This is a genomic window from Lentilactobacillus parafarraginis DSM 18390 = JCM 14109 (assembly GCF_001435895.1).
GTDB lineage: Bacteria > Bacillota > Bacilli > Lactobacillales > Lactobacillaceae > Lentilactobacillus > Lentilactobacillus parafarraginis.
Genome location: NZ_AZFZ01000035.1, coordinates 1 through 23,608 on the forward strand (window position 1 = coordinate 1; position 23,608 = coordinate 23,608).

At 45.7% G+C, this 23,608-nt stretch carries 21 protein-coding genes; 3 read left to right on the forward strand and 18 right to left on the reverse strand.

All coding sequences use genetic code 11. The annotated features are described in order from the left end of the window. Positions 1 to 240 precede the first annotated feature (240 nt). From FD47_RS08795 to cdaA, 7 genes are all read right to left on the reverse strand, one after another. Positions 241 to 1,314, reverse strand: a complete 1,074-nt coding sequence (locus FD47_RS08795; RefSeq protein WP_008213357.1) for an ABC transporter ATP-binding protein — start codon at positions 1,312 to 1,314, stop codon at positions 241 to 243. Between the two features lie 107 nt (positions 1,315 to 1,421). Next, entirely contained in the window at positions 1,422 to 2,207 is a 786-nt protein-coding gene (locus FD47_RS08800) for a glycoside hydrolase family 73 protein (protein WP_082620235.1), read from the reverse strand. 112 nt (positions 2,208 to 2,319) lie between these two features. Further along, a complete protein-coding gene (locus FD47_RS08805; protein ID WP_138467528.1) occupies positions 2,320 to 3,789 on the reverse strand; it encodes a glycoside hydrolase family 73 protein in 1,470 nt (489 codons plus the stop codon). A gap of 298 nt (positions 3,790 to 4,087) precedes the next feature. Further along, positions 4,088 to 5,905, reverse strand: coding sequence for a glutamine--fructose-6-phosphate transaminase (isomerizing) (gene glmS, locus FD47_RS08810; RefSeq protein WP_008213164.1), 1,818 nt, complete (start codon positions 5,903 to 5,905; stop codon positions 4,088 to 4,090). Positions 5,906 to 6,131: 226 nt separating this feature from the next. Beyond that, positions 6,132 to 7,481, reverse strand: coding sequence for a phosphoglucosamine mutase (gene glmM / locus FD47_RS08815; protein WP_008213166.1), 1,350 nt, complete (start codon positions 7,479 to 7,481; stop codon positions 6,132 to 6,134). 29 nt (positions 7,482 to 7,510) lie between these two features. After that, complete coding sequence (locus FD47_RS08820; RefSeq protein WP_054735010.1) at positions 7,511 to 8,476, reverse strand: CdaR family protein; 966 nt, start codon at positions 8,474 to 8,476, stop codon at positions 7,511 to 7,513. Positions 8,477 to 8,478: 2 nt separating this feature from the next. Next, a complete protein-coding gene (gene cdaA, locus FD47_RS08825) occupies positions 8,479 to 9,321 on the reverse strand; it encodes a diadenylate cyclase CdaA (RefSeq protein ID WP_008213171.1) in 843 nt (280 codons plus the stop codon). A 181-nt stretch (positions 9,322 to 9,502) separates the two neighbouring features. Between cdaA and FD47_RS08830 the strand changes: the two genes are divergently transcribed. Continuing rightward, entirely contained in the window at positions 9,503 to 10,195 is a 693-nt protein-coding gene (locus FD47_RS08830; protein ID WP_054735012.1) for a DUF1361 domain-containing protein, read from the forward strand. A 76-nt stretch (positions 10,196 to 10,271) separates the two neighbouring features. Here FD47_RS08830 and FD47_RS08835 read toward each other — a convergent pair whose 3' ends face one another. Next, entirely contained in the window at positions 10,272 to 12,401 is a 2,130-nt protein-coding gene (locus FD47_RS08835) for a cation:proton antiporter (RefSeq protein ID WP_054735015.1), read from the reverse strand. Between the two features lie 13 nt (positions 12,402 to 12,414). After that, on the reverse strand, positions 12,415 to 13,335 hold the full coding sequence (murB, locus tag FD47_RS08840) for a UDP-N-acetylmuramate dehydrogenase (RefSeq protein WP_171035013.1): 921 nt from the start codon (positions 13,333 to 13,335) through the stop codon (positions 12,415 to 12,417). 260 nt (positions 13,336 to 13,595) lie between these two features. Here murB and FD47_RS08845 point away from each other — a divergent pair, with 260 nt between their 5' ends. Beyond that, positions 13,596 to 14,129, forward strand: coding sequence for a 3'-5' exonuclease (locus tag FD47_RS08845; RefSeq protein WP_054735018.1), 534 nt, complete (start codon positions 13,596 to 13,598; stop codon positions 14,127 to 14,129). Between the two features lie 162 nt (positions 14,130 to 14,291). On the opposite strand, the gene FD47_RS08850 is transcribed toward FD47_RS08845, so the two are convergent. From FD47_RS08850 to FD47_RS08865, 4 genes are all read right to left on the reverse strand, one after another. Further along, positions 14,292 to 14,807, reverse strand: a complete 516-nt coding sequence (locus tag FD47_RS08850; RefSeq protein WP_054735020.1) for a GNAT family N-acetyltransferase — start codon at positions 14,805 to 14,807, stop codon at positions 14,292 to 14,294. After that, positions 14,800 to 15,279, reverse strand: a complete 480-nt coding sequence (gene tsaE / locus FD47_RS08855) for a tRNA (adenosine(37)-N6)-threonylcarbamoyltransferase complex ATPase subunit type 1 TsaE (protein ID WP_040537838.1) — start codon at positions 15,277 to 15,279, stop codon at positions 14,800 to 14,802. The genes FD47_RS08850 and tsaE overlap by 8 nt, the downstream gene beginning before the upstream one ends. 283 nt (positions 15,280 to 15,562) lie before the next feature. Further along, positions 15,563 to 16,549, reverse strand: a complete 987-nt coding sequence (gene pta / locus FD47_RS08860) for a phosphate acetyltransferase (RefSeq protein WP_054735023.1) — start codon at positions 16,547 to 16,549, stop codon at positions 15,563 to 15,565. A gap of 45 nt (positions 16,550 to 16,594) precedes the next feature. Further along, positions 16,595 to 17,287, reverse strand: coding sequence for a uracil-DNA glycosylase (locus FD47_RS08865; protein ID WP_040537840.1), 693 nt, complete (start codon positions 17,285 to 17,287; stop codon positions 16,595 to 16,597). Between the two features lie 109 nt (positions 17,288 to 17,396). Here FD47_RS08865 and FD47_RS08870 point away from each other — a divergent pair, with 109 nt between their 5' ends. Continuing rightward, complete coding sequence (locus FD47_RS08870) at positions 17,397 to 17,954, forward strand: LURP-one-related family protein (RefSeq protein WP_054735025.1); 558 nt, start codon at positions 17,397 to 17,399, stop codon at positions 17,952 to 17,954. An 89-nt stretch (positions 17,955 to 18,043) separates the two neighbouring features. On the opposite strand, the gene smpB is transcribed toward FD47_RS08870, so the two are convergent. The 5 genes from smpB to FD47_RS08895 form a co-directional block, all read right to left on the reverse strand. Then, the gene (gene smpB, locus FD47_RS08875; protein ID WP_008213186.1) at positions 18,044 to 18,517 is read right to left on the reverse strand and encodes an SsrA-binding protein SmpB; all 474 of its coding nucleotides are present in this window, start codon (positions 18,515 to 18,517) and stop codon (positions 18,044 to 18,046) included. A 24-nt stretch (positions 18,518 to 18,541) separates the two neighbouring features. Next, positions 18,542 to 20,884 carry a ribonuclease R gene (gene rnr / locus FD47_RS08880; protein ID WP_056980543.1) on the reverse strand — a complete coding sequence of 781 codons (2,343 nt, stop codon included), beginning with the start codon at positions 20,882 to 20,884 and terminating at the stop codon, positions 18,542 to 18,544. A 15-nt stretch (positions 20,885 to 20,899) separates the two neighbouring features. Continuing rightward, positions 20,900 to 21,646 (reverse strand): alpha/beta hydrolase, encoded by a 747-nt coding sequence (locus tag FD47_RS08885; protein ID WP_054735040.1) that lies wholly within the window; start codon positions 21,644 to 21,646, stop codon positions 20,900 to 20,902. 76 nt (positions 21,647 to 21,722) lie between these two features. Then, positions 21,723 to 21,959 carry a preprotein translocase subunit SecG gene (secG, locus tag FD47_RS08890; RefSeq protein ID WP_040537841.1) on the reverse strand — a complete coding sequence of 79 codons (237 nt, stop codon included), beginning with the start codon at positions 21,957 to 21,959 and terminating at the stop codon, positions 21,723 to 21,725. 81 nt (positions 21,960 to 22,040) lie between these two features. Then, positions 22,041 to 23,573 carry a ClC family H(+)/Cl(-) exchange transporter gene (locus FD47_RS08895; RefSeq protein ID WP_054735028.1) on the reverse strand — a complete coding sequence of 511 codons (1,533 nt, stop codon included), beginning with the start codon at positions 23,571 to 23,573 and terminating at the stop codon, positions 22,041 to 22,043. Positions 23,574 to 23,608 lie beyond the last annotated feature (35 nt).

Below are 23,608 nucleotides of genomic sequence, written 5' to 3' on the forward strand. Positions count from 1 at the left end.
TTTTCAAAATAGCGTTTGTCTTCAGTCTGAATGGCCCCAAACGGCCATCATTTTTTAAGAGAGAAAGAGAATTGATTAGAAGGTATTTATTTAGTACCCATAGATAATATAGCGTTTTCTGTAAGCGCTGTCAACGCTTTTTTTAAAAAAAGAACCCGGTTTCTCAGTCTTTTGCCAAAAAATGGGGGTCCATTTTAACAACCAATCTTCAAAAATCAATCTCAGCGATCCCCCACGAACCTATTCGTTCCCGGGTAAATGCAACTGATGCGATGGGTGAACCAATACCGTAGGGTCGTGAATAACGCGGTCAACCGAATGGCCGGAAACATTCACCAAACAGAAGAAGACCACAACAATCAAAACAGCCCAGGTTAACAGCTGGTTCCAGACGGACATTTTTTCACTAATCACTGACCCATAAAATAATTTATGAACCTTGGAATGCAAGTTCTTTTCCTGGGGCGCTTCTTTGGCCATCTCTTCGGTGACCTGCTTCTGATAATTTTGAATGCTGAAGTTCTTTTGGATATCCTTACGCTCTTTTTCAAAAGCGTGTTTTTCTTTCTTGCTCAGTTTTTTGAACCACTTGGTGAATTCCCGATATTGACTGGTAACTTCCTGGGTGTCGCCCACCATCTTGAGTTCACCATAGTTAATCCAGGCAACCTTATCACAAAGCATTTCGATTTGCTTTAGAGAATGACTCACAAAAATGATCGTTTTGCCCTCTGCTTTAAACTCGGAAATTTTATCCACACACTTTTGGTAGAACGTATCATCACCAACCGAGAGGGCTTCATCGATAATTAAAATGTCAGGGTTAATGTGAACGGCAATGGCAAATCCCAGTCGTGATCTCATCCCGCTTGAATAGCTCTTTACGGGTTGATCCACGAAATCGCCAATATCAGCAAACGCAATGATGTCTGGCATGAGTTCATCAATTTCTTCGTTGGTCAACCCCTGCATGAGCGACTTCAAACGAATATTTTCCCGGCCAGTCAGGTTATTACGCAACCCAGCATGAATCGCGACAATTGACGTATCACCACGAACGTCGACGTATCCTGTGGTTTGGGGAATAATTCCTGAAATAATGTTGGATAAAGTGGATTTCCCAGACCCGTTAACCCCAATCAAGCCCAAAGTCTCCCCGGGTTGAATGGTCAACGAAATGCCCATCAATGACCAAAAATGGGGAACCCGGTTTTTTGAAACCGAAAAAAACGACCGCAACTTCTCGGATTGCGTTTTAAACAGGTCGTATTCCTTTGTCACATTTTGAACTTTTACCTTGTAATTATCTTCCATGATTGGCTCCTCATTTGGCAATCAGTCAGTGTTTGCAGTCCGCCGCTTAAACAAAAACCGGTTGGATATCCCCAATAATCCGGGCTTACCCAACGGCGTTTCGTTGGTTACTTTTGAACTGATTGTCCTTTTTTAATAATTTTTTCAAGTGGTAAATTTAATTGCAGTGTATATTCATCCGGCGCTGTTGGGCGAGCATTCTTTGGTTCAAATACCGACCGGGGAATGATCGTTTCGGGCATCCGCGTAATTTTAGAGCGTGTCTGCTCGGCCTTCTTTTCGTCAGCCACCTTGGTCGCTGTAGAAGTCCCCAACTCCTTCTTGAGAGATTGTTCGATTTGCTGGTTAATATTGCCAGTGTCCCCATCTAACCGGTTCAGGTCGTATTTAACGATGACCGCATTCAGTTTATTGCCATAATCCATGTCAGTCGCATAAGTTGTTGCCAATGCCATGGCCGCATCGCTGGAAGTGACCGCGTTGGTCGTCCAAGTTTCGGCGTAATAATCCGGATCGGTTAGAGTGCCATGACGCAACAGATATGCATTATCTCGAATCGATGCTTCCGCACTGGGATACTGCTTAAATTGGGCTGCGGTCATATAGTGTTTGCCCTTCGAAGAATATTCACCAGTTTCCATGGTAACCGAGTGGCCGTCATACGTGCCCTTGATGCCAAAATAATTATTAGCATCCGTTGAGAGCGTTGATTGCCCAAAATCACTTTCAACAATCGCCTGAGCCATCATGACTGATGGATACAAATGGTTTTGCCGGCTCACTTTCTCTATGGGCGCTTTAAGGCGATTAATAAAATCACTAGCCACGCTGGCGTGGGATGAATCGGTATTTAACAGCACAAAACCAACGGTCGCAAGAATCGTTACCAGCACCGCTGTGATGAGCTTCGTTGCATGAGCTTTAATTCAAAAAACCTCCCCTATCAATCACAACACGAAAGTAATTATACCTTAAAAACCGGTAGTTTCAACCGGCTTAAGAAAATCATGATAAAAACTTTGAAGATACCCAGTATTTGTCGCTTGAACCCGGACAGGTTATCCGATACCAAATGGATTTATCACTTAATCGATACCCCAATTTATCAACCGTGACCTTTGACCCAATTGTCAACCGAACCTGAGCAAGCTTCAGGTGCTTGGTGAACTGACCGGCTTTGTTGAAGTCAGTGTACAAATAATTCGCTTTAGCAGCCGATGAAATGGCCTTTTGACCCTTAAAGTCAACCTTTGCAACGGAAGCGGGTGCTGATAAAACGTTCACGTTACTAATCCAACCCTTGGTCTTTCCAGAAGCGATATGGTACCAAACTCCCAGCGACTTTGAATTATGAATCAACGCCGTCTTATCAACTTTGTACTTGGTCCCTTGTTTTAATGAGCTGACTTTGCCAACCTTCTTTGCCAAAAGGGAGGACCCCAACACCCGACTGTAGATCGTTCCGCTGGTCCGCTTATTGGCAACAAGCGTGCCGTCAGTCGTTCCAGAATAAATAGGTGAAAAGCTGAGCGCATCGGAATAGACCCAGAACCGTTTTGCCTTGGTATTCGGATAGAATCGAATGCGATACCAGTTACCCGCCGTGCCCTTCTTGACACCGCGCATGTCAAGATAGACGTTCACCCGGCTTCTAACACCTAAGGACTTCCAACTATAGCGTTTCTCCTGTTTACTTGCACCCTTCACATGATTATATACGTAATAATGTTGATATTTCTTTGCCAACGGCACTGTTTGATCACCGCTTCCTCGATAATAACTAACTGACGTCAATACCGGGGAACTTGAAGTGGCCGAAGATGATGAACTGCTCGAAGTTGCGCTTGCTGAAGTGGTTGATGAACTCGTTGAAGTGCTGTCAGCGGCTTCTCCAAACAATTTATCGATCCCATAGGTTTGAATAATTTTGATAATCGAACCGCCGTAATCTGGGGCCGTCGCGTACTTGCCAGTCAGCGCGTTGGCAGCGTCAACGTAGCTAGAAGCGTTTTCCTTCCAGGTACCTGAATAGTATTTGGTATTCCAACTGGTCCCGTTGCGCAGCGTTGCCCCGTTATCAGCAAAGGAAGCGTATGCGGAGGGATACTTTTTAAAGTTGGCCGTGGTATTTTCCAACTGGCCGTTACTATTATACTCAGTCGTTGGCATGGACACAGATTGGCCATTGTAGGCCCCCTTAATGCCAAAGAAATTGTTAGCCTGCGTTGTTAAGGTACTCTGCCCCCAGCCACTTTCCAGGGCAGCCTGCCCCATCATGACTGAAGCGTATAAATTATATTTAGAAGACGCCTTTTGAACATCACTTTTGTATTGACTGATGAAATTAGTTGCGGTTGAAGCCTGAGCTGTCTGAATATATGTACGGTGACCTGGAAATAAGGCCACAACCAGCGTGACGGCGGCAGCCGTAATCGCAACAATCCCTGCTTTTAACAATTTTTTCAATAGTTCCACCCCTTGATTGACACTTCACCTTTATGGTATTAGAAATTGGCTGAAAAATGAAGCGTTTGAACTGAAAAAATAAGTCGAACCCCAACGGATTCCATTCATAAAATAATTTGTTAACAAGCTTTCGCTAACTGCTAGTTTACCACAGAATCTTAACAAAAAAATAAAAAGACGATGAACAAATTCATGGGTTCTCAACTCAATCTTTGGTCAAAAGCCAAAAAACCGGTTAGAAACTCAAATTCAGTTTCTAACCGGTTCAGATTTTAGCTTAATCCACTATTTCGCGGATTAATAATAACTATTCAACCGTCACACTCTTTGCGAGGTTCCGTGGGCGATCAACGTCTAAGCCCTTATTCAAACTCGTGAAGTACGCAATCAACTGAGCAGGAATCACGCTTAGCAATGGCGTAATCATTTCGTTAACGTCGGGAATCACGATCGTGTCGTCGTCAAGCGCCAACTCGTGGCGAACGATTGTAAAGGTTGAGGCACCTCGTGACAGCGTCTCCTGCAGATTACTGCGCGTCAGGTTGGCCGTCTTCTTTTGGGTGATAATCCCAACAACGGGGGTTCCCTCTTCAATCAGGGCGATAGTGCCGTGCTTTAATTCGCCAGAAGCAAACCCCTCTGCTTGAACATAGGAAATTTCCTTCAACTTGAGCGCAGCTTCCAAAGAAACGGTTTGGTCAATGCCCCGACCAATGTAAAACGCCCGCGGTGCCGGAACAAAGTACTTCTTGGCAAGGTCTTCAATTAAATCCTTTTCATCAATAATTGCCTGCATCCCGGTCGCAACCAGCCCCAGCTGTTGACGAATGTCAAAGTCTTCAGCGATTGTCTGCTCCTTTGCTTCTCCAAGTGCCTTGGCCAAAATTGCTTCAACGGCAATTTGGGCGGTGTAAGCCTTGGTCGAGGCAACGGAAATTTCCGGACCCGCGTGCAGCAGCATGGTGTAGGTGGCTTCGCGGAATAATGTGGAGTTTTCAACGTTGGTAATGGTTAAACTCTTATAGTTATGCGCGTTTACATTAACCAGCACCTCGCGGCTGTCAGCAGTTTCGCCACTTTGCGACAGGAAGATGAAGAATGGTTTCTTCGAAAGCAGCGGATCATCATAAGCAAACTCAGACGCAATGTGAACTTCCGTTGGCACGTGAGCCAACTTTTCAAACAGCTTCTTGCCAACTAACCCGGCATGATAACTTGTTCCAGCACCCACGATATAGATCCGATCGGCGTCGTTAAGTGAATCAATTAATGTTTGGTCAATTGTCGGTTTTCCGGATTCCTCCGTGTACAAAGCTGCCAATTTCCGCATCACGTTCGGCTGTTCGTCAACTTCCTTGAGCATATAGTAAGGATATGGGCCCTTATCGGTTTCCTGAGCATCCATGTCCACATGGAAGGTGTCACGTGTGACCTTATTGCCCTTGGCATCTTCAATGGCAACGGAATCGGGCTTAATCGTCACAACCTCGCCGTCATGAAGCTCCAAGAAATCATGCGTCACATTTAACATTGCCAACGCGTCAGAGCAGACAACGTTGCAGCCATCACCGACCCCAATCAACAACGGGCTCTTATTCTTAGCAACGTATAGCGTTTCTGGATCCGTGCTGTCGATTAATAGAAAGGCGTATGATGACCCCTTCAACAGGCTCAATGTCTTTAAGAAAGCTTGCTTGGTTGTCAGGCCTTCAGTTTGAACGAAATGGTCAACCAACTGAACCACCACTTCGGTGTCAGTTTGACTGGCGAAAGTTGTGTTACTCAAATACTCTGCTTTAAGTTCCTTATAGTTTTCGATAACCCCGTTATGAACCAGGTAAAAACGGTGGTCTTCCGAATATTGGGGATGCGCATTGGCTTCACTCACAACCCCGTGAGTTGCCCAGCGAGTGTGACCGATACCGACACTGCCGTGGACGTCAGGGCCAACGGCAGCCTCCAGTTCAGAGATTCGCCCCTTGCGCTTAATGAGATAATCTTTACCATCCAGGTCATTCACGTAAATTCCGGCTGAATCATAGCCGCGATATTCCAGCTTTTCAAGGCCTTCCAATAAAATTGAAACGGCATTATCGTTTCCGGTGACTCCCACAATTCCACACATATTGTATCCTCCTCAATGTTTAAATTGGTATATACATCATTATTGCTAATTAAATTTCGATAACACGTATAATCTACACAATAAGCCCCCAAAAGTCAACTAAATGTTTTAAATGGTATAGGACAATATTAAGAATTCATAAAGTAGGAATTTATCCCCATTCCCAGTCCAAAATGAAAAAGCCACCTGTAATTTTCAGTGGCCTTTTCAAATCGTATTAATTTTCTTATTCAACGCCAAGCTCTTCTTGAACAACATCCGCAATCTTTTGCGTATAGGTGTCCACCAGATCCTGAGTTGGGGCTTCCGTCATAACACGCAATAACGGTTCTGTTCCGCTGGGACGGACTAAAACCCGACCGTCGCCATGCATTTGCTCTTCGACTTCCTTAATCACCGCTTGAATCTTCTCATTTTGCATCCCTAACTTCTTATCACGAACCTTCACGTTGATCAACCGTTGAGGATACTTCTTAATTTCACTTGCTAATTCGGATAACTTTTTACCAGTTGATTTCATGACGGACAGTAACTGGAGACTGGTCAGCATGCCATCACCAGTGGTATTGAAATCAAGAAAGACAATGTGGCCAGATTGTTCGCCCCCAAGGTTATAACCGTCAGCATTCATCTTTTCGACTACGTAGCGATCCCCAACCTGGGTCTTGACACTGGTCATCCCGGCGCGTTCCATGGCTTTATACATGCCGAGGTTACTCATGACGGTTGTCACGATGGTATTCTTTTTGAGCCGGCCGCGCTCGGCCATGTATTTTCCACAGATGTACATGATGGCGTCCCCATCAACGAGGTGGCCATTTTCATCAACGGCAATGCAGCGATCCCCATCACCATCAAACGCAATTCCAGCCGCAACGCCCTTGTCGAGAACAAACTTCTGGAGTTGTTCAGGATGAGTGGACCCAACGTGATCGTTGATATTCAATCCATCCGGCGTGGTTGCGAGGGTTTCAAAATCAATCCCCAAATCGGCATACAAAGTCGTCACCAGCTTACTGGTAGAGCCGTTCGCGGCATCCACGCAAACCTTCATCCCTGATAAGTCTTCTGAGATGGTCTGTTCCAAGAAATGAATGTATTTCTGACTGCCTTCAAAGTAATCGCCGACGACGCCGAGGCCTTCAGCAGCGGGACGGGGCAGAATATCTTCTTCCCGTTCCAAAATTCCTTCAATTTCCTCTTCCATTTCATCAGAAAGTTTGTAACCATCGGCACCAAAGAATTTGATCCCATTATATTCAACCGGGTTATGAGATGCGGTAATCATGACCCCGGCATCGGCGCCCTGATTACGAACCAGATAAGCGACTCCGGGAGTCGTAATAATGCCGAGATTCAGTACCTCAATTCCCACTGACAGCAATCCGGCAATTAGCGCCTCCTGAAGCATCTGTCCGGAAATTCGGGTATCCCTGGCAACGAGTACCTGGGGCTGTTTTCGTTCCGAGTGGTGCGTTAACACGTAACCACCCGCACGCCCACATTGAAAAGCGAGTTCCGGGGTTAATTCCTTATTAGCAACGCCACGCACACCATCAGTACCAAAATACTTCATTAAAATTTCCTCATTTCAATATAAAATTATTAGTTATTCCGTGTAATCTTGACTGAAATGCGATCGGGGTCAAACCCCTTCACACTATTAAGCTTAGAGTCCAAAGCAACCTCTTTGGTTTTAGTTGTTCGCACATCGCTGGTGTCAACTTCAACCTTAACCGCGGTCAACTTTTTAAGTTGGGCGGTCGTGCCAAACACGCGAACTCGTTTCGTCGCCGACGTCAATGTAAAGCTTTCGTTATCATCGGTAATTCCCTTGGGTTCCAGCTTAACTGGCAATTCCTTACTGTTACCAGGGGTAATTGGTAGGGTGACATCCGCGGTCGCGGGGGTGATCACAACGTTAACCGTGTTTTGCTTACTATCCAGCGTCTCAATAATGGCCTGACTGTTAATCGAAGACTTCGCATTTTGAGGGACGTTTAATTGCGCAACAACCGATTTGATGCGGTTAATCTGATCCGACGCGCCGGTGATCTTGACACTTTTGACATCCGCTGAGGCGTTTCCAGCTTGATAGCCGGATGCAATGTTTTCCTTGGCATACTTCACTTCCAGGGGATATGAAACCGTCTTGCGGGGTTGAATATCAACCTTAATTGTAGCCGGATCAAACCGATATCTCAAATCACTGTTTAACCCTTCCTGCTGAATCCGCACCCGGTGCGTTCCCACACCAAGCTTGGAAAGGTCAGCATAGACCTTAAAATTCTGGGTATTGGCAGTCGTTGTCACCAACGCGGACGGCCCGCTCAGATGAACTTGAACCTTTTCCGGATAGCCAGTCACAAAATATTTATTACTATTCACCGTTAAAGAAAGCTGCGATGAAATGGTCGTTGAGCGGTTCGACGTCAGGGAAGTTGAATTACTGCTGTTGGAAACAGAAGACGTCGTCGATGATTGGTTAGTATTGACATAAAAGAACAGTAAAACGGCGAATAGCAGCGCCAAAAGACGGTACTGCCAGTTCTTCAGCAAGAATCGTTTCACGACTATCGTCCCCCCTTAAAATGACTATCAATAAAGTTGGCAACGGTGTTAATCAAATTTCGATGGTCCGGTTGTTCCGTATCGGTAATCAGCTGATTCTCCAAGTACTTAAGGTAGTCATCCTGAGTCATGCCGCGGAGTAATTCGTTGTTTTGGGTAATCGATACTTCCCCGGTTTCCTCGGAAATAACGATTGTCAATGCATCGGTCAATTCGGAAATTCCAACGGCCGCCCGGTGCCGTGTCCCCAATTCTTTAGGGATCAAATTGCTTTGTGACAGCGGTAGATATGCCGCTGCAACAGCAACCCGATTATCCTTAATAATCACGGCCCCATCGTGTAATGGCGTGTTGGGAATAAAAATATTAATCAACAGTTCGCCACTGACATCGGCATCAACGTCAATTCCAGTTTCGATGTACTCCTCTAGTCCGGTATTCATTTGAATCGTAATCAACGCCCCAATTCGACGCTTTGACATGTATTGAATTGCCCGATCCAAAGCAGTAATGAGTTTTCTAGCTGCCTCGTTTTCCTTCTTGCTCTTCACAAAGAGCGAGCCGCGGCCCAAATGTTCCAAGCCACGGCGAATTTCGGGCTGGAAAATAATCACCATCGCAATAACGCCCCACGTAATGACTTGATCCATAATCCATGACACTGTGGTTAACCCGACATATACACTGACAATCTTAATCAATGCAATAATCACAATTCCACGAAGTAACTGAACCGCCTTGGTGCCTCGGACCATCAAAATCAGCGTATAGATGATGAACCAAACCACCACGATATCAATTAAGCTTGTCAAATTATGTAATGTAAAAATATCTGTCCAGCTCATGGTGTACTCCCCTCAAAATAGTTGTCAAAAATATTATAGCATTTCAAATCGATCGAACCGTCAATCTGACGAAATTCATTGAGATGTTTAAATAAATTATAAAAAGTCGGATTTCCTTAAATTAGCGATGGTAATTCACCTTAAAAAATAGTTTAATTAATGATGATGGGAGGTTTTTCCGGTGACTCAATTAAATAAGTGGGCAATTCGGACCGCGTTTGTGGTGTGGTTTGCCTTTATATACCTATATTTGCGGAAACCTCCGTTTAATTTTCTGGTACTTAACACATTTCTGGCATACATTCCGATTGAACTGAGCTTTCATATCGACATTGGCAAGCCAAAAAACGTCCTGTTATTTTGGCTGTTAATCATTATTTGGCTGCTGTTTTATCCCAACACGCCATACTTACTGACGGATTTGTTTCACTTATCCCTGCTCAATCCGTATGGCACCGATGGGCTATTGCGATTAGACGACATCATGTGGCTTAAGTTCACGCTGCTGCTAATTTCAACATTGGTGTCGACACTGCTGGGTATGTGGGGGCTGGAGCGCGTCGCTGAGGCAATCAGCGCTCGCCTGCACCTTAACCAATCAATTTTTAAGCACTTGCTTATTATCGGGCTCACCTTCGTGACTTCAGTGGGAATATTTATTGGCCGGTTCTTAAGAATTCACACCATCTATTTGATTCTCACGCCAGAGCTGTTCATTCGGCCGCTTCTGAATATGTGGTCCCACAGCGCCATGGTGTTTATCCTTCTGTTAACGATTGTTCAACTGGTATTCTTTTACACGCTAAAGCTGGTGGCAACTTCACGACGACCCAAATCACAATCGGATTCCAACCAGCAGACACCCGCAAAATAAATTTAAAATCAAAGGCTTGGTGGTGATTAATAACCCCCAAGCCCTTTTATCATGCCTTAATTGTTAATATGCCTAATTAATCCGCATTCTGGTAGTCCATAATCAGAACGGTTTCTGAATAGTTAATATACTGTCTGAGATGCGCGGCCATCGCCCAATCGATGTGGCCCTGCTCCAGTAAAACCTGAACGCCTTCCCGCTCAGCTGCAAGCGCCTTAATCCGCAAGTGCTGATATTGAAGCGAGTGGTCACGAATTTGTTTCTTACTGTGTTCTTTAGCCAACTCAATTTGATTACGATAATGAATAATTAAGTGGTAAACTGACTGACTATCAAACCGGTTGTTATCAATATCGTCCCGGGCAAAATAATCCGACAGCTGCTTAATGGCACCCTTGGCCTGTTCACGCTGAACCAAGGCTAACTCATCGGCAATATCATCATGGCTCTTGCGCTGAATTTGCCAGAGAGCCAACCGATTTTTCAAACGGATAAATTGTTGAACCGTGCCCCGACCGACCCTGATCTTTTTACCAATTGAATGGATCATTTGGCGTTCAATCCTTTGAAGGCGTTCACTGGCCACCAGGAAGGTTTCCCGCGAAATCTTTTGGTCATCATAAAGCCGTTGAATCGCTTGGCGTTCCCCTTGAAGGGCAACGCGCCGCAACGCCAGTTCATCAGAAACAATCGATGCCATTTCCTGCTTATTCTGCAGTTTTAATTCCAACCGCCGAATAACAAACTGATAATCCAAAATGAGATCATAGGCCTCTTTTTGGTTATTAGGACGCCGTTCCTCTTCAATCCGCTGAACGGCAAGTTTCATAATGTATAACTGGGCTTCATCCTCTGAGATGAAGTGGTTATCCTCGCTGGCTTGTGGGTCGGCCGCGGCTTCTAACTCATCGTCGCCTGTCGAATTAGCCCGCGTTAAAAGGGGTGCTTTATTTTCAGAAATCAACGGCAGCATAATCGTTGCAACCACCAAACTAATAATAATCACACAGGCCGCGACAAAAAGCGCCAATGACCGGGACGGAAATGCCTGCCCGTTAGAAACAACCACGGGAATCGATAAAACCCCGGCCATTGTGACGGCGCCACGCACCCCAGAAAGGCCGGCCAGCAAAGCCGCTTTAAACGAATGCATCTTATTGGAATACTGGGAATTTGATTTTTTTGCTCTCATGGCACTCACCGACTGGTAGGCATAAATCCAAATCACCCGAATTGCTAACAAAATCAGCCAGGCAACAAACGAAATCCCAAAGGCCGCGAAGGTATTTATGTTGTCATTTTTAATCACATTGGTGGTGGCAATTGGCAGTTCAATTCCCAGAATTAAAAAGACAATCCCATTTAAGGTATAAATGATAATATCCCACGTTCGCTCACTAACCAGCGTCAACTCCGGCTGACTGCGATCTGGCGCGGTTCCGTAAAAATGAAAGACAATTCCGGCGGCCACCACCGCAATCACGCCCGAAGCGTGAAATAGTTTCTCGGTGATGAGATAAACCACAAACGGCGTTGTGACCCGAAGAACAGTACTGAATATCACGTCATTAATCCCCTGGCGGTACAACCAATTTTCAGCAATCAGAATCAGCGCAATAATGATAATCCCGCTGACAAAGCCCATGACACTAATGTAGATAAAGTCCAAGGCCGCCGCCTTGATGGAAAAAACGCCGGTCACCGTGGCCGCAATTGCATACTTGAAGGCAATCAATCCACTGGCATCGTTAATTAAACTTTCACCGCTGACAATGTGAAGTACGCCTTCCGGCAAGTTGGCTCGTTGCGAAATTGACTGGACGGCCACCGGATCAGTGGGCGAAAGAATGGCTGCAAGCGCAAAGCTCACCGAAAATGGCATGGTTGGAATAATCACATGGAAAAGCAGTCCCCCTAGAAGGGTCGTCAAAAAGACCAATACAATGGCATTGGCCAATATTGGCCCCCGAAGTTTCCACAATTCCTTTTTGGGAAAGCGCCGGCCATCATTAAACAGCAATGGGGCAATAAAAAGCAACAAAAACCAGTCCGTTTCCAGAGGGATCGATGTTCGCATGATTAAAGCGACCCCAAGCCCAAGGACAACCTGAATCAGGCTGACCGGGATTGCGGGGATAAAGTGATCAATGACGTTTGAAATTACCACTAACGCCATCAGTAAGATGACTGCTTCAAGGATGTGCACCCATTACCAACTCCTATTTTTGTGAGGGTTCGTCACCAATAATTCGAACTTCGGTTTCCAAATGAACGTTAAATTTATCAAAGACCGTTTTTTGCACGTGGGCAATCACGTCTAAATAATTTGTCGCCGTCGCATGATCAACGTTGACAATAAAGCCGGCGTGCTTGGTCGAAACTTGAGCGCCGCCGATCTGAAATCCCTGAAGACCGGCATCGTGAATTAACTTGCCGGCAAAGTACCCGGTTGGGCGTTTAAACACACTTCCACAGGATGGTAAATCCAGTGGCTGTTTGCTGGCCCGCAGCTGATTCAAGTGATTCATCTGTTTAAGAATTTTATCAGCAATCCCAATTTTAAGGGCAAACGTCGCCGACAGAACAATTTGATGATTATCCTGAACGCTGCAGTGACGGTAACCAAAATCGAGCTGCTGATGATTCAAGTGGATAACTTGGTCATCAGGTGTCAATACTTCGGCACCGGTCACAACGTCATCAATATCACCACCGTAAGCGCCGGCGTTCATGAAAACCGCGCCCCCTACGCTGCCGGGAATGCCGGCGGCAAATTCTACTCCCGTGAGTGAATGCTTTTGAGCAGCCTTGGTAACATCGATTAAGGCCGCCCCCGCATCAGCAATAATTGTATGGTTATCACGAACATGAATCTTGTTCATCCGTGTTAAAATCATGGTTAGGCCCCGAATGCCACCGTCACGAACAATTAAGTTGCTGGCATTACCGATCACCGTGACGGGCATGTGATGCGCGTTTGCGAACTGCACCATTTCTTGTGCCTGATGAACCGATTCCGGAAATGCCAGCACGTCGGCCGGACCCCCGGTTAACGTATGAGTATATTTGGAAAGCGGCTCGTCAAACATTAATTTGACTTTTGGATATGTGTCAACTATTTCTTTGTACTTGTCCATAATCAATTTCCTTACTTTAAGGTAGTGATGCCAGTCAATTGCCACATCACGACCATTTCAAATTCTGAATCATTCACAAGGGCCATTAAACGAAACAAATGTTAAACGTTACCCTCACGAAATTTTGAAAACAACTAGTTTTATTTTACCACGAATAAATCGATCCATGTTGCTTGAAAGCAAGCATCGTTGCCAATGGCGTTCAGTTGCGTTTCCGGGAAAATCTTTGTAAAATAAAATCATTAAACTGAGGTGAACTTTAAATGAACTTTGTCGCACTTGATTTTGAAACCGCCAATGCCAAGCGGGCCAGTGCCTGTTCCATTGCCCTGGCAATCGTCAGAAACAACCAGGTATCTCACGAATTTTATTCGCTAATTAATCCCGAAACCGATTTTAGCTGGCGTAACATCGATGTTCATGGCATTCATGAACGGGACGTCGCAAACGCGCCAACCTTTCCTGAAGTGTGGGCCCACATTGCGCCGCTCTTTACAGCCAACAAATTAGTGGTTGCCCACAACGCTTCTTTTGACAACAGCGTCTTGAAACGATCTTTGGAACGTTATCAAATGCCGCTCACTCACTACCTCACCCTGGACACGTTGAAAACCTCCAAGCAATTTTATCCCCAGATGGTCAATCATAAATTAAACACCGTCTGCGATGAACTCCACATTGATTTGGAACACCATCATAATGCTCTGGATGACTCGGTAGCGTGTGCCAATATTTTGCTGACACAACAACAGCAGTTTGGTCCTGACGCGCTGAGACAGTTCGTAAAGGCAATCTAGAATAACCGAAAATCCGTCTGAAGTTTAATCCTCAGACGGGCAATATAAGGCTGGTGCAAAACTTCGAATTTTGCACCAGCCCTTTTGAATTCTCAATATTTCATGCCAAATCATCTGCCGGCGGACCGTTATTAACCGAACGAAGAAATTAATCCAATCTTTTTAATCCTCATCCGAATCCGGCCGATCATGATCCGCCAACTTCAGTCGCATTTCCAACATCGGGCGATCATGTAACCGGCCCTTGCCAGTGACTTTAAAACCCAGCTTTTGGTAAATATGCACAGCAGGCGCGTTACTTTCAAAGACGGTCAGAAACAATTCTTGAAGTTGACTAAAGGTCGTTGCCCATTCGATTGCCAAATCAACTAAGTTGGTTCCAATGGTAAACCCCTGATAGGCCTTAAGGACCGCAACGCCGACCTCTCCTTGATTGTCACGCAGATTATCAACCGTCACGATGCCAATCGGGGTCGTGCCAAGCACTGCTAGGGCAATCAAGTTGCGTTTGGATTGCGCAATCATTTTAATCTGCTTAGCTTCCTGGTCAATTGTCAAGCTGTCAAAGTTTGAATCCACCAAAAACGTATCGGATTCCTGTTGCAGTTGGCTCAGTAACGCCAACAACGCCTTTGCGTCGGCTGGTTTTGCAAGCCGGAAATCTACTTCTTCACCCATTCAGTTCTCCTAATAATTGGTTGGTCAGAGATTCAAACCGATCGCCCTTTGGATCAAATGAAATTGTCCGGACGTTATCCCCCTTTGAATCATCACGTCGAAAAATAATCCGCAAATAGTTTGCCGGAATCTGGTCGGCGACGAATTTCGACCATTCAACAACGTTGACCCCATCACCATTAAAATATTCGTCAAGACCAAGGTCGTCGCCACCCCCCTGTTCCAAACGATACACATCCATGTGATAGAGCGGAATTCTGCCACTCTGATATTCCCGAATAATTGTAAACGTCGGGCTTTTAATGGGTCGCTTAATCCCCAGCCCTTTTCCGAGTCCCTTGGTAAAGGTCGTTTTGCCTGCACCTAAATCCCCATCTAACAGAATGAGGTCTCTTGGCGCCAATAAAGGGGCTAACTTTTCACCAATCGCCATTGTTTGGTCGGCCGACGTTACCGTTAATGTATTTGTCAATTGATCATCACTTCCGTACTAAAATGTTAAGAAACGTTCTTGTTATCTTCATCATATCATAGCAGGCCAGACATCGTTCGTCGGTGACCGATAATGACATTCTTTGCCAGACTTCATCCTCTCTGGCGGAAAAACATCTTCACGATTCCCAAAATCAGATCCCCATAACAAAAAATTGCCAGAGCCACCTAATCAAAAATGATTATGCACGTCTGGCAACTGATTTAATTTCAGGCAACACAAAAGTTCATTTTACAAATCGTTTATAGCTTATCTGCCCGACTTACGACTTATCGGCAACGGCTTCAACGGCGGTAATAATTGCCACCTTATAAACGTCATCCTCACTCGTCCCACGGGAAAGATCATTAACCGGCTTGTTAAGCCCTTGAAGCAGTGGTCCTAAGGCTTGGAAGCCGCCTAAACGTTGCGTAATCTTGTAACTGATATTACCAGCATTCAAGTCTGGGAAAATAAAGACGTTGGCGTGGCCAGCAACTTTTGAACCAGGCGCCTTTTTCTCGGCAACGGAAGGCACAACCGCAGCGTCAAATTGTAATTCACCATCAATTGGAACGTCCGGTGCTTTTTGTTGGGCCAGCTTGGTGGCTTCCTGCATCTTGGTTACCATGTCGCCCTTAGCCGATCCCTTGGTGGAGAAACTCAAGAGTGCCACTTTAGGATCAATGTCGAATAATTTGGCAAATTCAGCACTCGTAACTGCAACGTCGGAAACCCCTTCAGCATCCAGATCCATGTTAATTCCGGCATCAGCGTAGAGGTATCTCAAATCGTCTCGAATGAGCAGGAACGACCCGCTGATCAACTTAATACCAGGCTTTGTTTTAATAATTTGGAGAGCTGGCCGGACCGTATCACTGGTTGGATGATTGGCACCGGAAACCATGCCGTCAATTTTATCCATGTAAACCAAAGTTGTCCCAAAGTAGTTGGGGTCTTTCAACCAGTCACGCGCTTTAGTTTCATCGGTTTTACCCTTGCGGCGTTCAACGATTGCGGCGACCATCGCGTCAATTTGATCCTTAGGCTGGTTCAGGTAGTCCATGATTTCAACACCGGTTAGATCGATATTGGCATCACCGGCAACCTTTTGCACCTCATCGGCCGTTCCAAGAACAACCGGCTTAATTAGCCCATCTTTAGCTAGCCGGCTGGCAGCACCAAGAATCCGGGCGTCATTACCTTCAGGAAAAACAATGCTGATATTTTTCCCGGTGATTTTCTGCTTAAGACTATCAAATAGTTCCATGACATAATCCTCCAATTCATGCATTCACATGCAAATTACCTTGTATTAAGATGTCTGGGTGACCTTCTCCGGCAATTGCCAGTTAATCGGCTCCTCACCCATCGCGACCAAGGCTTCGTTGGTTTTTGAAAATGGCTTCGAACCAAAAAATCCTCGATTCGCGGATAATGGGCTTGGATGGGCCGACTGCAAGACAACGTTGGTATCAGTGTCAATCAGCGAAATCTTATCCCGAGCTGCTCTTCCCCATAAAATAAAGACAACTGGTTGTTCACGGGCGGACAACTTTTTGATTGCGGCGTCCGTTAACTGCTCCCAGCCCTTTCCCTTATGAGAAAAGGCCTGGCCATTTCTGACCGTCAAGACCGAGTTCAACAACAGAACCCCCTGCTTGGCCCAGCTGACTAAGCATCCATGTGAAACCGGCTTAATTCCGAGATCAGACTGAAGCTCCTTATAAATATTTTGCAGCGACGGTGGAATTTTCACCCCCGGCATCACTGAAAAGCTTAACCCTTGGGCTTGGTGCGGTTCATGATAGGGATCCTGTCCCAAGATCACAACTTTTACCTTGCTGAAAGGCGTCAGCTTGAACGCCTCAAAGATATGATTCATATCCGGATGAATATATTGCGTTTTATATTCGGATATTAAAAATTGGCGTAACTGCTGATAATAAGTTTTTTCAAATTCCGGTTGTAAAACATCCCACCAGTCATTTTTTATAAACGGTTTCATTCCCAACACCTCACGTTTTATTCTACCATATCCATTTCCAAATAACATCAGCGTATCTCGATTGAATCCGTGGTAAAATGGTCATATTAAACGAAAAGGAAATGTCTCTATGAGTCGAAAAATCCAAATTAATTTGTCCGAATTGGACCACACAAGATCATGTCGAATCATTGACGAATATAAAGATACAAAGTACCTAATCGTTGGCAAGTGGGGCCTGGTTTCCGACACGTTTTCCGTTTACTCTCTCACCGGTGAAGTGCTGGCAACTGTCCGCCAACAATCCTTAGGGACAACCCCGCGGTTTGACATCTTTTACCTGCATCAGTTCATCGGCAGTTCGGTCATTCACTTTTCGATGCACTACACAACCCTGTATATCAACGGCATCAATTGGTTGATTATTGGCAACCAAGAAAAGCAGTCCTATACCATTACCCACGGCCGTCAAAAGATTGCCAGCATTAAATCTTACGCCCAGGCTGATCAAGTGATTCGCTTGATGGACGTCGGCGACATTAAGCACGAACCAATCGTCGCGCTTATTGCCGCAATTCTGAATCACCCATCCCTGGTTCATACCGCAAAACTCAATCTTCGAACGTTGGCCAAGTATCCCAAGGGAGTTAAACCATCACTTGGCGAATTTCATTTGTTTAAAAAGTGACCCCTCCCTCAGTCATAATTTAACTAACCCAGCACAAAAAGGAGCAATTTGGCGCACAAAGCCGAATTGCTCCTTTCATTTATCCTAACCTAATAGTGCTTCATAACTCGTTCAATTGACCGTTTCTCGTCACGGCGCTTAATGGTTTCTCGCTTATCGTACTCGCGCTTTCCTTTAGCGACCCCAATCAACGCCTTGGCAAACCCCTTTTTCAAATAGACCTTCAAGGGGACAATAGTGACCCCCTTGTCTTGGGTTGCCTGGGCAAGTTTACGGATTTCTTTTTTGTGAAGCAACAGCTTCCGATTTCGGAGCGGATCATGGTTAAACTGATTGCCCTGAGCATATTCGCTGATGTGAACATTCATCATATAAGCTTCGCCATTACGAATCTGGACAAAACCATCCTTTAGGTTGATCCGCCGGGCACGAATCGATTTAATTTCAGTTCCGGTGAGAACAATGCCCGCTTCATAAGTCTCAAGAATCGAATAATCGTGACGGGCTTTTTTGTTCTGCGCCATCAGGTTATCGTTATTTTGCTTATGCTTTCCTTTGGCCATCTCATCACCTACTTTTTTTGATCTTTATTTTTTTCGCCGGTTTGATTGATTCTTGGAATTCCGGTTATTCCGATTATTTCGCTGACCACCATGGTTATTACTCTTACTAAAGTGAATATTAGCCCCACCGTGGTTGTTATTATTGTTGTTACCCCGCCGGTCATTATTATGGCGGTGATAATTTTCCTTTGGAAGGTAATTACTGGTTGGCGTGCTCTGTGGATTGACAATGTCAAAGTCAACGGCGCTTTGTTCAATGTCAACATTAACAACTTTAACCCGAATTGGCTGGCCCATCTTATAAGTTCGATGGGTTCGCCGGCCAACCAGTGCCATGAACTGTTCAACGTACTGGTAGTAGTCGTCATCCATTCGGCTGATATGAACTAAGCCCTCAACCGTATTTGGCAGTTCGATAAACAGGCCAAACTTCATTACTGAACTGACGGTACCGTCAAACTCTTCGCCAATATGGTCGGCCATGTATTCGGCCTTCTTCATGGCGTCGGTATCCCGTTCCGCATCAACGGCCCGTCGTTCATATTCAGAAGTTGTGGTGGCAATTTCATCAAGAACGTTGGCATACTTTTTCTTCGTCTCATCATTGATCCCGTTATCTTCGTAATAGTGGATCATCCGATGAACCATGGTATCTGGATACCGGCGAATTGGTGACGTGAAGTGGGTGTAAAATGGTGCGGCCAAGCCAAAGTGACCCAGTGATTGATCAGCGTAACGCGCCTGCTTCAAACTTCTTAACAGCATAACCGAAACCATGGTCTCTTCAGGCTTGCCAGCCACTTTTTTTAAAATATTTTGCAGCGTTTTTGGTTGAATATGTTCTGGATCTCCCTTAACCGTGATCCCAAAAGCGGTCAGTGTTTCAAAGAAGGTCTTAATTCGATCGGCGTCCGGCTGTTCATGGACCCGGTAAATAAACGGCACGTGTTTTTCGGAGTAGTGACGCGCAACCGTTTCGTTGGCGGCCAGCATGAAGGATTCAATCATCTTTTCGGCTAAGCCCCGAACGCGCAGCTTAATGTCGATTGGGTGGCCCTTTTCGTCGACAATGATTTCTGCTTCGTTGTCGTCAAAGTCAATGGCCCCCCGCGCATGACGGTGCTTATACAGAATTCGATGAAGTTCGCCCATTTGTTCAAACATGGGAACCAGATCCTTGTATTCATCCATGGTCTTTTGATCGTGAGATTCAAGAATTTTGTTAACGGCGGTATATGTCATTCGAGCCTTCGAACGCATCAAACTCGGGTGAATGCGGTGCTTAATCACATTCCCGGACTGATCGATTTCCATGTCACAGCTCATGCAAAGACGCAGTTCGCCCTCATTCAGCGAACAAATTCCGTTTGACAATCGCCGGGGCAGCATTGGAATCACCCGGTCAGTTAAATAAACCGAGGTGCCCCGTCGAAAGGCTTCTTTGTCGATGGCACTGCCTGGTTGAACATAGTGACTGACGTCCGCAATGTGAACACCCAGATGATAATTGCCATTCGGTAACTTCCAAACGGTCACCGCATCATCCAAATCCTTGGATGACTCGCCATCGATGGTAACCAAGTCCTGGTCAGTAATATCTTCACGACCAACCTTTTCAGCATCGGTAACGTGATCTGGAATTGCGTCGGCAGCTTGCAGCACATCTTCCGGAAATTCTGCGGGAATGTTATGCGCATAGACAATCTGAAGAATGTCAATTCCAGGATCGTCAACTGATCCAATAACCTCATCGGCAATCCCAACCATGTAGTCGGGATGCTCAGCATTGGGATATTCCACAATTTGGGCGGTTACAACTTCACCCGGCGTTGGCTTGAGACCAACGTCATTGATGTAAAACTTATACTTCGCAATTTTTTTATCAGTGAGTTTGACTTCACCGAAGTACTTGCGATTCTCGGTCTTGGAAAACGCGCCAACGACCTGTTTGTATTTCCGGTCAGTAATGGCCGTGACCTTACCTTCGGGGCCCCGATCAGATCCGGGAGCGGCGGGTTTGACAATTTCCATGTCAACCGTATCGCCGTTGAGGGCATTCATTGTGTTATCTGGGGCAATATAGGCATCTGATTCAGTGTCATCATAAGCCACAAAGCCGAATCCCTTATCATTGGCGTGAAAAACCCCGCTTAATTTTTGTTTGTCAGGATTAAGTTGAAACTTCCCATCATCGGTCACGACCGCTAAGCCGTCACGCTCCAAACCAGCAAGTTCTTGGACAATGAGCTTAAACGCTGACGAGCCATGGTACCGTAAAACATCGGCAATTTTCTCAACTGAGAATTCATTGTCGGGATAAGTCCGCAGTACGTTTTCAATTTGAGTTTTTAATTCTTTATCTTGCAATCTGTATTCCTCGTATTATTCATAAAGTTTAGTCAAAAAATTACTTAAATCTGCTTCCAGCTGCTGATGAGCCGAGTTAACGGTAATCATATGTGAGGCATCCGGGTATTCGTGATAGGTAACGTGGGTATTCACCAACTGATCTTTCACTAACTGGCTGCTCTGTGGATTGACAATTTCATCCTTGAGTCCCTGACCAATGAAGTATGGCTGGTGAATTTTAGGAAGATCCTTGGCAACCGTAGCACTAAAGGCACTAATTTGGGCCAGCAGATCATCAATATGATCATCCAGCCATTGCAGGTTATCCGCCATGATGGCTGGATCCGTTTTATAGCGCAAATAGTTCGCTTTAGCCATCTGCATAAACGTTTGGTGAACGCTGAACTGACGCTTGCGCACGATTGGCGAACCAAACGAGCCGCCACCAACTAAATCGGGCGTCATTTCCAATGCCCGGGCCGCAAAAATCCCCCCAAGAGAAATCCCAAAAATACTGATTTGTGTGAACCCCTTACTACGCATGAAATCAATGGCTTTCTGGGTATCCTGCCACCAGATTTCCGGGGAGCCCTGCAAAATGATATCTTTGAAATCAGGTGTGCCGTGGCCGGTCAAAAGCGGCGCGTAAATTGAATAATCGCTTCGTTCCAGCCGGCGGGCGAGCAGGCGCACGTCGACCGGTCCACTAGCGAAAGCGTGCATGAGTATAATTGCTTTGGGGCCGTGTTCGAAGTAAAAAGACGTCGTTGGTGCTTGCATCATCTATCATTCCCTTCTGCGTTCCATACTCAATTATAATAAAAATCCCCCTGTATTTAAACAGGAGGATTAAATACTAATGAGATGATACCCAAACGAGTCCTAATGAAATCAAGAAAAAGATGATTCCTAAAACCAGGGTTGTTTTCTGCATGAATGCTTCAAAACCACGGGGCTTCTGCTTGGCAAACAAGTCATCAGCGCCACCAGTTAAGGCAGACATGGCGTCATTAGTCTTTGATGGTTGCATTAAAACTGCGATTGTAATCAAGACACAATCGATCAATAGTAATGTGATCAATAAGTTATACACGATACAGCCTCCTACCGTCAATCGGCTTAATACTACTCCTACTAAGTTAACACATTTATGCAGTTTATTCCACACTTACCATTAACTTTCTGAGGTCAAGCGGGTCAACGTTTCGGTGATTCGGTGCTGATTTTTGGTGGAAACATTGATATAAAGCGTGTCCCCCCACCGAAGCGGTGTCTGCCCGGACGGGACAATTTCAATGCCATTTCGAACGATCTTCGTCAATAATGATCCCGCCGGCCAATTAATCTGGCGAACCAGCTTGCCATCAATTTGTGAACCGGCAAAAACCGGCTTGGTAATTTGAACGGTTCTGCCCAAATCGTTGGCCTTTGTATTTTGAAGTAATTGTTGAAGCATTGCGTAATAGACCGGCTTGCCGTTTAAAGCGTCCAACACGCCATAGGCAACCAGGGAAACGACTGCCAGCCCAAGGAGGTGTGTAAGCGTGCCAACCATCTCAGTGATGAGTAGAATTGCTGTAAACGGGGCCTTACTGATGGCCGCAAAGTATCCGGCCATCCCCATGATCACAAAGCTGGAGAAGTATTCTGGGCTGACCCAGCCAATGGCGATCGCCAGGCTGCCGACAATCGCCCCAATTAGGCCGCCAAGGCACAGAATTGGCAGGAAAATACCACCGGGCAGGCCACTGCCATACGAAATCATTGAAAAAATAAATCGGATCAGGAAAAATCCACACAATACAATCGTCGAATAACCCGCCGCATTCAGGTGAACAATAATGTCACTCCCACCGCCAAGTAATCGGGGAAAGAACATGCCTAACGGGATCACCAAAAGTAACGGGATCACGCCATCCAAATACCATGGGAGACGCCCAATTTTTTGATACCAGGCACTGACCCGTAAAATAACCATTTGGTAAAAGCGGCCAAGGATTCCCAGGATGATGCCCAGGATCACGACCCAATAAAAGTATTGCAGCGGCATTGGATTGCTTTTCATATACAAGACGGGCTTAAGGCCAAATACATAGGTGGCAACCATATCGGAAGTCACCGCCGACGTGAGTGAAATCACCCAAATATTCGTGGAAAAGTTATGATAGATTTCTTCCAGCACAAATAACGTACTGGCAATCGGAGCATTGAACGCCGCACTGAGTCCCGCAGCTGCCCCACTTGAAATCAGGACTTGCCGATCGAATCCGACCTGCTTGGTGAAGTGAGCCACTCCCTGTCCAAGGGTTGACCCCAGTTGAATGGAGGGACCTTCACGGCCAAGATATAGGCCACTACCGATGGCCAAGATCCCGCCGATAAATTTCCGCCAGAGAACCGACCACCAGCGATAATCAATTTCGCCGAGCAGCTGACCTTCAACCTGCGGAATCCCAGATCCCTTAATATCAGGCTGCTGGTGCAGCAACCAGCCGACGAACAAACCGATGGCGAGGTTAATAACAATCGCGATCAATGCATCCACCGGATGAGCGAGAATCCCGGTATACAATCCCTTCATAACCGCCATCATATGCTGAATCGCCCACCGAAACATCGAAACAGCGGTGCCAGCGAGAATCCCGACAACAATCCCACTGGTGATTGTTTTGATTTGTGACATTTTGTAACTACCGTGTACTTGCACTTTTAACGCATCCTTCAATCAATTCTGATATTAAT

Coding starts and splice junctions, on each gene's coding strand:
- glmM (WP_008213166.1), bottom strand. CDS start 7,481: ATGAAGTATTTTGGTACTGATGGTGTGCGTGGCGTTGCTAATAAGGAA.
- pta (WP_054735023.1), bottom strand. CDS start 16,549: ATGGAACTATTTGATAGTCTTAAGCAGAAAATCACCGGGAAAAATATC.
- glmS (WP_008213164.1), bottom strand. CDS start 5,905: ATGTGTGGAATTGTGGGAGTCACCGGAAACGATAATGCCGTTTCAATT.
- cdaA (WP_008213171.1), bottom strand. CDS start 9,321: ATGAGCTGGACAGATATTTTTACATTACATAATTTGACAAGCTTAATT.
- FD47_RS08870 (WP_054735025.1), top strand. CDS start 17,397: ATGAGTCGAAAAATCCAAATTAATTTGTCCGAATTGGACCACACAAGA.
- FD47_RS08865 (WP_040537840.1), bottom strand. CDS start 17,287: ATGAAACCGTTTATAAAAAATGACTGGTGGGATGTTTTACAACCGGAA.
- FD47_RS08850 (WP_054735020.1), bottom strand. CDS start 14,807: ATGGGTGAAGAAGTAGATTTCCGGCTTGCAAAACCAGCCGACGCAAAG.
- smpB (WP_008213186.1), bottom strand. CDS start 18,517: ATGGCCAAAGGAAAGCATAAGCAAAATAACGATAACCTGATGGCGCAG.
- FD47_RS08845 (WP_054735018.1), top strand. CDS start 13,596: ATGAACTTTGTCGCACTTGATTTTGAAACCGCCAATGCCAAGCGGGCC.
- FD47_RS08885 (WP_054735040.1), bottom strand. CDS start 21,646: ATGCAAGCACCAACGACGTCTTTTTACTTCGAACACGGCCCCAAAGCA.
- FD47_RS08795 (WP_008213357.1), bottom strand. CDS start 1,314: ATGGAAGATAATTACAAGGTAAAAGTTCAAAATGTGACAAAGGAATAC.